Consider the following 13037-nt stretch of genomic DNA (forward strand, 5'->3'; position numbering starts at 1 on the left):
AAAAATTGTAACGCGAAATGTACGCACGCGGCGTGCGGCAAACCCCGAGGCAAGAACCGCGGCCGGCGGCGCATGCCGATGGTTGCTGTCATCGACTTATGGTGTAATGGCGGCATGAAAACAGGGAGCCCTTTCAAGACCGTAGCGCTCGTCGGGAAATACCATGCCGACGGCGTTGCCGAACCATTGCTCACGCTGGCGGCATGCATTGCCCAGCGCGGGCATCACGTCGTCTTCGAGCGCGACACGGCGCACAACATCGGCGCAAGCGCCGATTCGTACCGCACCCTCGACATTCAGGAAATCGCCACGCAGGTCGATGTCGCCGTCGTCGTTGGTGGCGACGGAACGATGCTTGGCGTCGGGCGTCAGCTTGCGGCGTCGAAGGTACCGCTCATCGGCGTGAACCACGGACGCGTCGGTTTCATCACCGATATTCCGCTCGACGACATGCGACAGGTCGTGCCGTCCATGCTCGAAGGGCATTTCGAAGGCGAGCAGCGCTCGCTGCTGGAAGCTCGCATCGAGCGCGACGGCCAGACGCTCTTTGAGACGCTCGCGTTCAACGACGTGGTCGTGAACCGCTCGGGCATCTCGGGCATGGTCGAGCTGCGCGTCGATGTCGACGGCCGCTTCATGTACAAGCAACGCTCGGACGGCCTGATCGTCGCCACACCCACCGGCTCGACCGCGTACGCGCTTTCGGCCTCCGGCCCGATCCTGCATCCGCGCCTGGGCGGCCTGGTGCTCGTGCCCATCGCCCCGCATGCCCTCTCGAACCGCCCCATCGTGCTGCCCGATTCGAGCGACATCGTCATCACGATTACGCGCGGGCGCGAAGTCGGCGCCAACTTCGACATGCAGTCGTTTGCCGAACTGCGTCAAGGCGATCAGATTCTGGTAAGCCGTTCCGAACATCAGGTGACGTTCCTGCATCCGGTCGGCTACAACTACTACGCGACGCTGCGCCGCAAGCTGCACTGGAACGAGCATATCTCCGAAGAAGATACGCCGCAGACCTGACCTCACGCCTGCCCCGATATCCCATGCTACGCAGTCTCTCGATTCGCGATTTCGTGATCGTCGATCGTCTCGACCTGGAATTCTCCGCCGGTTTCACCGTGTTCTCGGGCGAAACCGGCGCGGGCAAGTCGATTCTGATCGACGCACTGGCGCTGGCCATGGGCGAGCGCGGCGACACCAGCATGGTGCGCAACGGCCAGACGCGCGCCGACATCACCGCCGAGTTCGCGGCGGACGCCGAAGCCCGCCCCGATCTCGAAGCCTGGTTGCAGGCGCAGGCGCTCACGCTCGAAGAGCACGGCGGCGTGCTGCTGCGCCGCGTGCTCGACTCGGGCGGACGCTCACGCGCCTTCATCAACGGCACACCCGCCACGCTCGCCCAGTTGCGCGAACTTGGCGAGATGCTCGTCGACATTCACGGACAGCACGCACATCAGCAACTGCTGCGACCCGATGCGCAACGCCGTCTGCTCGACTCACATGCCAGCGCCACGCAGCTCACCACGGATACGGCGGAGGCGCACAAGGAATGGCGGCGTCTCGTCAAACGATGCGAGGAAGCGCGCGGGCGCGATCGGGAGCTGCAACTGGAGCGCGAACGTCTCGAATGGCAGACGTCGGAACTCGACAAGCTCAATCCGCAGGAAGGGGAATGGGACGACGTGAGCGCCGAACATCGCCGGCTTTCGCACGCCGCCAGCCTCATCAACGGCGTGCAAAGCGCACTCGATACGCTTGCCGAAGCCGATGGCGCTATCGTCCCCTCGTTGGGCCACGTGGTGCATCAGATTCGCGAACTGGCCGAGATCGATGCAGGCCTCGCCGATACGCTGGCCGCACTCGAGCCCGCCGAGATTCAACTGCGCGAAGCCGTCCACTCGCTCACCCATTACGCGCAACGCGTCGATCTCGATCCGGAACGCCTCGCCGTTGTCGAGCAACGGCTTGACGCATTGCATTCGGCGGCGCGCAAGTTCCGCGTCGCCCCCGAGCAACTGCCCGCCGAGCATGCCGAACGACGCGCACAACTCGAAGAACTGACAGCCTCGCAGGACACGGCCGCCATGCAGGCCGCTGCCGACGCCGCGCACGCCGACTATCTCAAGCTGGCGAAGGCGTTGTCGAAGGCGCGCGCCAAGGCGGCGGCATCGCTCTCACGCGAAGTCACGCGCGCCATGCAGGATCTCTCCATGCCCGGCGGGCGCTTCGAAGTCATGCTGAGTCCGACGCCCGAGCCACAATCGTTTGGTCTGGAGACGGTGGAATTTCTCGTCGCCGGCCATCCGGGGGTACCGACGCGGCCGTTGGCCAAAGTGGCCTCCGGCGGCGAACTGGCGCGCATCAGCCTCGCATTGCAGGTAATCGCCAGCAGCGCGAGCCTCACACCGACGCTGATTTTCGACGAAGTGGATTCCGGCATCGGCGGCGCGGTGGCCGAAGTGGTCGGCCGTCTGCTGCGCGAACTCGGTCAGGGACGGCAGGTGCTGTGCGTCACCCACTTGCCGCAGGTCGCTGCGCTTGGCCATCAGCATCTGCGCGTGACGAAGCGCAGCGACGGCGATACGACAATGAGTGAAATCGAGCCGCTCGGCCGCACGGAACGCGTCGAGGAGATTGCGCGGATGCTCGGCGGTGTCGAAATTACGGCGACGACGCGCAAGCACGCGCGGGAGATGCTCGCGCTCTGAGCGCGTTCGTGACGCGCGGGGCGCGCGTCGCAAACCGTAAATTGCAAATCGCAGGCGACGTTGTCACGGGCGTCGTCCCCGCCGCCCGTGAGCGTCATCCGCCGGATATCAGACCGGCCCCGCTTCCGAAAACACCGAATCCCACAACGCCATGACGGCCTCGCGTTCGGCCTCGACATCGGTCGCCGGCACACGTGCCGCTTCCACGCCATCGAGCCGCAGCTTGTGCTGACGCTTGCGATACGTCCGATAAGCGGCAGCAGCATCGTCGGCAAGTTTCGTGTCGATCAATCCAAGCTGGGCCGCTTCGCGAAGTAGCGCGATGTTGCCCGCATTGCGCAGCAGCGTCGGATGCGCGCTCGAATACAGCAGCACCAGATACTGCACGGTGAACTCGATGTCGACCATGCCGCCCCGGTCGTGCTTCAGATCGAAGAGATTGCCGGGATTCGGGTGCCCCTCCAACACCTTGCGTCGCATCGCCACGATCTCCTGCGCGAGCGGCAACGCTTCGCGCGGCGTGGCAAGCACCTGGGCACGGATGTTCTCGAACGCAGCGCCAATGGTCTCATCGCCGGCGCAGAAGCGCGCCCGTGTGAGCGCCTGATGCTCCCAGACCCATGCGGTATTCGCATTGCCCTCGCGGAATTGATACTGGCGGAAGCTCTCGATGTTGGTCACCAGCAGGCCCGACAAACCATTGGGTCTCAGGCGCAGATCGACATCGAAGAGCATGCCCGCGCCCGTGTGCGTGGTGAGCCACGTCACGAACCGGCGGGCGAGCGCGGCGTAAGCGTCTGGCGCGTGATCGTCGTCATCGTCGTAAAGGAAGATCAGATCGAGATCGGACGCGTAGCCCAGTTCCTTGCCACCGAGCTTGCCGTAGGCGACGACGGCAAACTTCGGCACCTCCCGGTGGCGTGTCGCCACGTGCGGCCAGACGGTCGAGATCGTCACATCGACGATGATGTCGGCCAACTCCGAGAGGCGATCGCCAATCGCTTCGACCGACAGCGTGCCCTGCAAATCGAGCAGCAGAATGCGGAACACTTCGGCGTGATGTGCGCGCCGCAGAATATCCATCTGCACTTCGACGTTGCCCGACGCCCCGGCCGAGTTCAGGCTCAGCAGAAGCTGGGTCTTGAAAGACGGCCAGTCGAACGGCGCCGCGAGCGCTTCGTCGTCGAGCAATTCGTCGAGCAATTGCGGATGGCTAATCAGATAGCCGGCCGCCCAACGCGAACCGGCCAGCACCTTGACCACACGCTCCAGCGCGCGCGGATACTCCGTGAGGAGCGCCAGATACGAACTGCGGCGGCTGATGGCAGAGAGCAGATCGAGCATGCGCGCGAGCACCGCGTCGGCTTCGCCTGTGCCGGCCGCACCTTCCACCGCGCGTTGCACGAGTTGATCGAAGCGCCGCCGGCTGATCTCGCCCAGCGCCTTGTAGCGCGACGACGTCCACACGGCACGCAGACGATCGAGCGCCCCTTCGGGGTCGGCAAACCCGAGACGCGTGAGTTGATTGCCGAGATCGCCCGTCTGCGTCTCGTCGGCGAGGCATTCGCTCCACAGCTCGGGCGGACATTCGCAGTCGCCCGTGCCGGACGCCCCTTTCTTCCCGCCTTTTTGTCCGCTGCCGCCCGCCTTGTCCGCGAAGATCTCGTCGAACTGCGCGGCGACGAATTCGCGATGCTCGTCGAGCACCGTCATGAAACTCGCTTCGTCCGGGAACCCCATCGCACGAGCGACCGCGAGACGATCCTCGCCGGTACTGGGGAGGATGTGCGTTTGCGCATCGTCCAGATACTGAATGCGGTGTTCGAGCTTGCGCAGGAAGACGTAGGCGTTCGCCAATTCGTCGGCAACACTCTGCGCGAGCCAACCGCGTCGCGCTGCCACGCCCAGCACGGCCAGCGTCGGCCGCACGCGCAGTTCCGGCTCTTGACCGCCCCGGATCAACTGGAACACCTGCGCCGAGAATTCCACCTCCCGAATGCCGCCGCGCCCGAGCTTGATGTCGTTGATGCGTGCGGGTTTGGCCCGTGCGCGACGCTCCGCTTCGTGACGAATCTGCTCGTGCAGCGCGCGAATCGCGCCGATCACGCCGTAATCCAGATAACGACGGAACACGAACGGCTGGACGAGCGACGTCAGCAGCCGCTCGACGCGCTTGCCCGGCTCGCTTGCCAGCTCGGAGACGAGGCGGCCCTTGATCCACGCATAGCGCTCCCACTCGCGCCCCTGCACGTAGAAATACTCTTCGAGCATCGGCAGACTGCACACCAGCGGCCCCGAATCGCCATTGGGACGCAAACGCATGTCCACGCGGAACACATAGCCGTCCGGCGTGAGTTCGGAAATCATGCCGATCAGCTTGCGGCCGAGCTTCGTGAAGAATTCGTGGTTCGACAGCAGCCGCAGACGGTTCGCAGCGGCCGGATCGGCATCGTCGGGCGCCGACGTGTCGCCGTCGTCTTCATATAAGAAGATCAGATCGATGTCCGACGAAACGTTCAGTTCGCGCCCGCCGAGCTTGCCCATCCCCACCACGCTCAGCGTCTGGCGCTCGCCTTCGGCATTGCGCGGCACGCCGTGAATGGCTTCCAGTTCGCGCGACAGCACTGCGATGCCCGCCTGCACGGCGAACTCGGCCAGTGCCGTCATGGCTTCGGTGACCTCGGACAATTCGGCGCGACCATCCAGATCACGCTGCATGACGGCGCACAGCGCCTCGATGCGCAAGACGCGTAATGCCCGGGCAAGGCCCGCCTCGTCAACGCCCGATACTCCGCTGGCTTGCTCGGGCGGCGAGAGCACAGTGCCGGTAATGGCTTCAAAGCGGCGCGCGAGCCAGCGCGCGTCCACAGGGTGCTCCGCCAGCGCGGGCAACGCCTCGGCGAGCGCGGGCCGGCTCGCGAGCATTCGCGCCGCATAGCGCGAGTACGACGGGATTTCGATCGGGTTTTCGGGTGAACTCACTGGCGGGGTTCCGGTCAGCAATGAGAATGAAGAGACTTTCGCATGCTTACCGAGGCGCGATGAAACGCCGGATCACATGTCTGTTTCTCCTACGGTCTGGCCTTCGGAGGGCCTTGGGCTTGTGTTACAGTCTTTGCCACAGAAACTACCACATTCCCTCGTAGACGCGCAGCATGACCGACCGTAAGCCGCCTGCCTCACCGACTGCGACCCGGTCCTGGTTCTCGTCACTGCCGCGTGGCTTGCGCCTAGGCCTGGAATGGCTGCTGGCGCTCATCGTCATCGGCTATTTCGGGCTGGGCGCCGTCGTGCTCACGACCCGGTACGTCATCCTTCCGCGCGTGTCGGATTACCGCCCGCAAATCGAGGCGGCCGCGACGCGCGCCATCGGCCTGCCCGTCACCATCGGCCGCGTCGACGCCGTCTGGCGCGGCTGGCACCCCTACCTCACGCTCGACGAAGTGCGCATCACGCGCGCCGCGCCCAGTGCACCGCCCAAGGCCTCGGCGATTCCCCGCGGGGCCACACCGGTGCCGAGCGCGCGCCGGACGACGCCATCCAAGGCGTCCGGTGCATCGGCGCCTGCGGCGTCGGGCAATCCGCCCGGTACGCCACCGCCCGTCGAACCCAGCCTGACGCTGCACCGTCTCGACGCCGTGCTCTCGTGGACCAGCCTGATCCATTTCGACCTCCGTCTGTCGAGCCTCACGCTGTACGAACCGGATGTCACGGTCGAACGGCTCGCCGACGGCACGATCCTCGCCGCAGGCATACCCGTCACCGGTAACGGCGGCGCGACCAACACCAAGGCAGCCGACTGGCTCATGCGTCAGGCACGTATCGTTGTCCGCAACGGCACCGTGCGCTGGCGCGACGCCACACGAGATGTGCCCGAGGTGGTCGTCTCGCAGGTCAATGCGATGCTGCGCAATCGCGGCTTTGAGCACCGCTTCGGCATGCAGGCGAATCCGCCGGCGGGTATCGTCGCGCCGCTCGACATTCGTGCGCGCTTCACCAATCCGCTGTTCACCCGTCCCGGTGAAGTCAAACGCTGGCGCGGTCAGATCTACGGCGATATCGGCACGCTCGATCTGGCGCAGTTGGCCCGCTACGTCGACCTGCCGGGCAAGGGGTCGCGCGGCCGTGTCGCCGCCCGCGCATGGGTCGATTTCGACAGCGGTGCGCTCACGGGGGCCACGCTGCGCACCGCCGGCGAGAACACCTCGGTGCAATTGGCCGACGACCTGCCGCCACTCACCTTCGACACGACACAGGGCCGGATCGACGTGACCCGTGCAGGACCGCAGGCCGACGCCGGCTGGAATCTGCGCGCCCGCGATCTGACGTTGCAGGCCGCGGGCCGTCCGTCGCTCGATATCCCCGACCTGCGCGGCACCTATATCCCCGGCACCGATACGCGCGGTCTGCACGTGGCGCTCGCGGGCCCGCGCTTCGACATCGGCGCCGTCATGGCGCTCGTGCCGTCGCTGCCCATCGACAACCAGACGCGCGACGCGCTCGCGAGCTTCCGGCCGCGCGGCCGCCTGGCCAATTTCGATATCAGCTATCAGGCGCCCAAGCCCCACGGCCCGGGCAATTGGCGCGATCTGCCGGGCATCAAGCAACTCCCGCCCGAACGCGATCACTACCGGGTGGTGGCCGATTTCGAGTCGCTGGGCGTCGATAGCGCGCCGAGCCAGCATCCGCCCGCGTCTCCCGGCACCCCCAACGCGGGGCGCCCCGGCTTTGCCAACCTGAGCGGCCACATCGACGCCGATCAGTCGCGCGGCAGCCTGACGTTGAGCGCAAAGAACGCCACGCTCGATTTCCCCGGCCGCTTCGACCAGCCGCGCATCGACCTCGATACGTTCACCGCACGCACGTCCTGGCGTGTGTCCTACCCGGCGACCAAGCACGACGCCCCTGCGAATGTGCAGGTGCAGGTCGATGCCCTGCATCTGCAAAACGCCGAATTGTCGGGCGATGTGAGCGGCACATGGCATAACGGCGGCAAAGGCAACGGTATCGTCGACCTGAAGGGCAGCATCGTGCGCGCGAACGCCAATACGGTGCCTCGCTATCTGCCGACAGATATCGGTGCGAGCGTACGCGACTATTTGCAGCGTGCCCTGCTCGCAGGCACCGTGCAGAACGCGCCGTTCGCCGTGCAAGGCGATCTCGAGGACTTCCCCTACGGCAAGGGCGGTGGCAAGTTCCGCCTCGACATCCCGCTGGCGGACGTCACCTTCAACCCCTCGCCGTTGCGTCCGGGTCACACCGAAGTCTGGCCCGCCTTCGAGAAAGTGCGCGGCAATCTGCGCTTCGACGCCGACAAGCTGCACATCGCCATCGACAGCGGCTCGGTCTTTGGCGTGACGCTCACCCAGGTGCTGGGCGACATCAACGACATCGGACAGGACAACTCGGTGCTCACCCTCAAGGGCGACGCACGCGGCCCGGCCGCAGATTTCGTGAAGTACCTGAACAGCAGCCCGGTGGGCCACTGGATCGGCGACTTCACCGACGAGACGCGCGCGAACGGCACAACGCAGTTGGCGATGCAGTTGTCGATGCCGCTTGAGCACACCGACCGCTCGAAGGTCACGGGACGCGCGCGATTCCTGCGCAACGATGTCACGCTGCTGAGCGGGCTGCCGACGTTCGGCGCGGTGGACGGCGAACTGGCGTTCACCGAACGTGGCATCTCGCTCAACAATCTGCGCGGCACGTTCCTCGGCGGCGACGTGCGCGCCTCGGGCGGCAGTCGCGACGACGGCACCATCGCCCTGAACATCAACGGCACGATGAGCGCGCAGGGCCTGCGCGAGAACCGTGAGAACGCCACGCTGGCGCAACTGGCCAAGCGTATGACGGGCAGCACGCCCTACACGGCAGCGGTCACGGTGCGTCAGGGCATGACCGATGTGGCCGTGCAATCCACGCTCGCCGGTCTGGCCGTGAACCTGCCGTCACCGCTGGGCAAGAGCGCCGAGACGGCGCTGCCCGCGCGCTTCACGTTGCGCCCGCAGGCGAACCCGGGCGGGCGCCGCATCGATACACTCGACTTCGCCATCGGCAGTGTGCAGGGTAACTACGTTCAGCAACGTGCCAGCGGCAATAGCGGACACGTCGAAGTGCTGCGCGGCGGTATCGGCATCAACCAACCGGTGCCGGCACCGCGCGATGGCGTGCAGGTCGCCGCGCAGTTCGACACACTCGACGTGGACGCGTGGCGCGGTGTGATCGCGGCGCTCAGCAGCGATGCCGCCACGCCAGTCACGCCCGGCACGCCACCCGCTCCGGGCACCGCGCCCGCCTCCACGGCAGCCGCCGCACGCGACGAGTTCGGGGCAATCACGCCTTACCTGCCGACGCGTCTGGCGCTGCATGCCAAGCAGGTGCGCCTGATGTCGCGTCAGTGGCCGGAACTGGTTGTGGGCGCCCAACGCAGCGATCGCGACTGGCAGGTGAGTCTGGCGTCCGAACTGGTCTCCGGCTTCGCCGAATGGCATGCCCCGGATGCGAAGAACCCTTCGGGCGCCATCCGCGCACGGCTGGCGAAACTGGTGATCCCGCGCGAAGACCACGGCAACGACGTGCTCACGGAAGTTCTCGACGAGCCGAGCGACGAATTCCCGGCCATCGATCTCGTCGCCAACGATTTCGTGCTGCGCGACAAGCCACTGGGCCGCCTGCAGTTGAATGCGTACAACGATATCGAGGACGGCGTGCCCGTGTGGCAGCTCACCAAGCTGGAACTGAGCAACAGCGCCGCCACGCTCGACGTCAAGGGCAACTGGCGCACGGCGCGCCGCCGCGCGGCGGCAGCAGGCAGTGACGACGATGTGCCTCGACGCACGGTGCTCGACTTCAATCTCAACGTCAAGGACGCGGGCGGGCTGCTTGATCGTCTGGGCCTGCCCAAGACACTCAAGGACGGCTCGGGCACCGTCTCGGGCCGCTTCGGCTGGCGCGGCGGCCCCGACGCCATCGATTACCCCACGCTCGGCGGCAAAGTCGCGATCGACCTCAAGCGCGGGCAGATTCTGAAGGCCGACCCCGGACTGGCCAAGCTGCTGGGCATTCTGTCGGTACAGACGCTCGCCAAGATTCTGACGTTCGACTTCAACAGCGTGATCGGCAGCGGTCTGCCGTTCGACAGCATCGAAGGCAACGCCACCATGCAAGCCGGTGTGGCGAACACCGATGATCTGACCATCAATTCCAGTACGGCGACGATCAAGATCGACGGGCACACCGACCTCGCCCGCGAGACGCAGGACCTGAACGTGCTGGTGTTGCCGAAAATCAATGCGGCATCGGCGTCGCTTGCGTGGGCCATCATCAACCCTGCGCTGGGCATCGGCTCGTTCTTTGCGCAACTGGCGTTGGGCGAGCAGCTCTCGCGTACGCTCTCGACGACCTATCATGTGACGGGCTCCTGGGACAATCCGGTCATCGGACAGGGCAGCGGCAATAAGAGTAAGATCGACGCATCCCCGGTCACTCGGCCCGACGCGCAAAACAGCGTCCCGCCGATAGGTATGCGCGGCAACTGAGTGCATCCGGAGGCTTCCGATACGCTCTGCTTGAAACGCTTGTAACCCCGACGCCTGTAAGCCCGACACGGTTATCCGCTCTGAATCCAGCCATTCCATGACGAGTCCCGACACGAAGTCAGCCGCCGTACCCGCGCCCGCCGGCGCCATTGCACGCGTCGCGGCCGCGCAAATGGTGAGTGCCCCCGACGTCGAACGAAACCTCCGCGAAGCCGGCCGTCTGGTCGCCGAGGCGGCAGACGCCGGCGCGCAACTGGTACTGCTGCCCGAGTACTTCTGCTACATGGGCCGGCACGACACCGACAAACTCGCGTTGCGCGAGACCCCGGGCGACGGGCCGATTCAGGACTTTCTCGCCGAAACCGCCCGCCGTCACGGCGTGTGGCTCATCGGCGGCACGCTGCCGCTGGCCGCGCCCGAACCGGAGCGCGTGCTCAACACCACGCTGGTCTTCGGCCCCGACGGTACGCCGGCCGCGCGCTACGACAAGATTCACTTGTTCAACTTCGTCAAAGGCGAAGAAGCCTACGACGAAGCGCGCACCATTCGGCCGGGCGATGCCGTACGCACGTTTGAAGCGCCGTTCGGGCGCGTGGGCCTGTCGGTCTGCTACGACCTGCGTTTTCCCGAGTTGTACCGTGCCATGGGCGACTGTACGCTCATGGTCGTACCCGCCGCCTTTACCTACACGACGGGCCGTGCGCACTGGGAACTCCTGCTGCGTGCGCGGGCCATCGAGAATCAGTGTTACATGCTGGCGTCCGCACAGGGCGGCCATCACGAAAACGGGCGGCGCACCTGGGGGCATTCCATGCTGATCGACCCATGGGGCGACATCATCGCCCAGCGAGAAGCGGACGGCGCCGGCGTGGTCATTGGCGACATCGACCCGGCCCGGATGACCGGTGTACGTCAGAGCCTGCCCGCGTGGCGGCATCGCGTGCTGTAAGGTTGATTTCCCCGATTCCGCCCTCATTTACCGAATACATTTCCTTGGCCTGACACCGCATGAAAATCATCGATACCGGCATCCAGAACCTGGCCACGGCCCGCGAGCTGCTGCTCACGCCATACGGCCTCGACGAAAGCCACCTGCAACGCGCACTTGGCGACATTTTCACGCACCGCGTGGACTACGCCGACCTGTACTTCCAGTACACGCGCAGCGAAGCGTGGAGCCTCGAGGAAGGCATCGTGAAATCGGGTTCGTTCTCGATCGATCAGGGCGTGGGTGTGCGTGCCATCGTGGGCGACCGCACCGCTTTCGCCTACTCCGACGACATCTCCGACATCGCCCTGAAGGACGCGGCCGCTGCGACTCGCAGCATCGCCACGGCCGGACGCGGACGTGTGAAGGTCGGCAGCAAGCTCGCCAACGCCGCCGGTAACGGGCTCTACCTGCCGTCCGATCCGCTGGCCTCGCTCGACGCCAACGGTAAGGTGGCATTGCTCGAGCGCATCGAAAAGCTGGCCCGTGCGCGTGATCCGCGCGTGCAGCAAGTCATGGCGGGTCTGGCCGGGGAATACGACGTCGTGCTGGTGGCGCGCAGCGACGGCGTGATCGCCGCCGATGTGCGCCCGCTCGTGCGCGTGTCGGTCACCGTCATCGTCGAAGCCAACGGACGCCGCGAAATCGGCAACAGCGGCGGCGGCGCACGCCTCGACTACGCTTATTTCACTGACGAACTGCTCGAAAAGTACGTCCAGGAGGCGGTAGACGGTGCCATCGTCAAACTCGACGCGCGCCCGGCACCGGCCGGTGCGATGACTGTCGTGCTCGGACCGGGCTGGCCCGGCGTGCTGTTGCACGAGGCCATCGGTCACGGGCTGGAGGGCGACTTCAACCGCAAGGGTTCCTCGGCGTTCTCCGGACGCCTCGGCGAACGTGTGGCCGCCAAGGGCGTCACGGTGGTTGACGACGGCACGCTGTCGAACCGCCGCGGCTCGCTGAACATCGACGACGAAGGCAATGCGACGCAGTGCACCACGCTCATCGAAGACGGGATTCTGCGTGGCTACATGCAGGACAGCCTGAATGCGCGTCTGATGAAGATGCCGGTCACGGGTAACGGCCGTCGCGAGTCGTACGCCGCGCTGCCGATGCCGCGCATGACCAATACGTACATGCTCGGCGGCGACAAGGACCCCGAGGAAATCATCGCGTCGGTCAAGCATGGTCTGTATGCCGTGAACTTCGGCGGCGGACAGGTCGACATCACGAACGGCAAGTTCGTGTTCTCGATGTCCGAGGCTTACATGATCGAAGACGGCAAGATCACGTATCCGGTCAAGGGCGCCACGCTGATCGGCAACGGCCCCGAATCGCTCAAGGATGTGACGATGATCGGCAACGATATGTCGCTCGATTCGGGCGTCGGCGTGTGCGGCAAGGAAGGCCAGAGCGTGCCTGTGGGCGTTGGCCAGCCGACGCTGCGCATGGAAAACATGACGGTTGGCGGCACGGCGTAAGGCGCAGCCGGCGCGTCCAATGTCACGCGTCGGATGACGCACCGCAAAAAATGCGTAAAGCATAGCAAAGCGCCCGGGTCAAACCGGGCGTTTTCGCATGTTTATCAAATATCACGCTTACTTTAAGCAAATATACCGAACAAAATGCAATGTTTCCGCGCGTTTTCCCGCCGTTCAGCGGCCTGACACGGTTGCAGCGTCATTCGATTAGGCGTATAAAGTGGTTCCAGTGCACGGCAAAATGCTTGCCATGCAATGTCAACGACATCCCTCATGACCGCCAATAAGTTTTATTTTTACTTTTTTGCGAATCTCA

General features: G+C 65.3%; 6 protein-coding genes. 5 read left to right on the forward strand and 1 reads right to left on the reverse strand.

What is annotated here, in order from left to right:
* Positions 1-72: 72 nt before the first annotated feature.
* The gene (locus C266_RS23250) at positions 73-1023 is read left to right on the forward strand and encodes an NAD kinase (RefSeq protein ID WP_036664278.1); all 951 of its coding nucleotides are present in this window, start codon (positions 73-75) and stop codon (positions 1021-1023) included.
* A gap of 23 nt (positions 1024-1046) precedes the next feature.
* The gene (gene recN, locus C266_RS23255) at positions 1047-2711 is read left to right on the forward strand and encodes a DNA repair protein RecN (RefSeq protein ID WP_010808266.1); all 1665 of its coding nucleotides are present in this window, start codon (positions 1047-1049) and stop codon (positions 2709-2711) included.
* Positions 2712-2819: 108 nt separating this feature from the next.
* Here the strand turns inward: recN and glnE are convergent, their stop codons facing one another.
* On the reverse strand, positions 2820-5693 hold the full coding sequence (glnE, locus tag C266_RS23260) for a bifunctional [glutamate--ammonia ligase]-adenylyl-L-tyrosine phosphorylase/[glutamate--ammonia-ligase] adenylyltransferase (RefSeq protein WP_010808265.1): 2874 nt from the start codon (positions 5691-5693) through the stop codon (positions 2820-2822).
* Between the two features lie 173 nt (positions 5694-5866).
* Here glnE and C266_RS23265 point away from each other — a divergent pair, with 173 nt between their 5' ends.
* From C266_RS23265 to tldD, 3 genes are all read left to right on the forward strand, one after another.
* Entirely contained in the window at positions 5867-10252 is a 4386-nt protein-coding gene (locus C266_RS23265) for a YhdP family protein (protein ID WP_010808264.1), read from the forward strand.
* Positions 10253-10349: 97 nt separating this feature from the next.
* The gene (locus tag C266_RS23270) at positions 10350-11201 is read left to right on the forward strand and encodes a carbon-nitrogen hydrolase family protein (protein ID WP_010808263.1); all 852 of its coding nucleotides are present in this window, start codon (positions 10350-10352) and stop codon (positions 11199-11201) included.
* A gap of 59 nt (positions 11202-11260) precedes the next feature.
* Positions 11261-12721 (forward strand): metalloprotease TldD, encoded by a 1461-nt coding sequence (gene tldD, locus C266_RS23275; protein ID WP_010808262.1) that lies wholly within the window; start codon positions 11261-11263, stop codon positions 12719-12721.
* The last annotated feature ends 316 nt before the right edge of the window (positions 12722-13037 follow it).

Origin of the sequence: Pandoraea sp. SD6-2 (genome assembly GCF_000389825.1) — a bacterium.
GTDB classification, from domain to species: Bacteria; Pseudomonadota; Gammaproteobacteria; order Burkholderiales; family Burkholderiaceae; genus Pandoraea; species Pandoraea communis.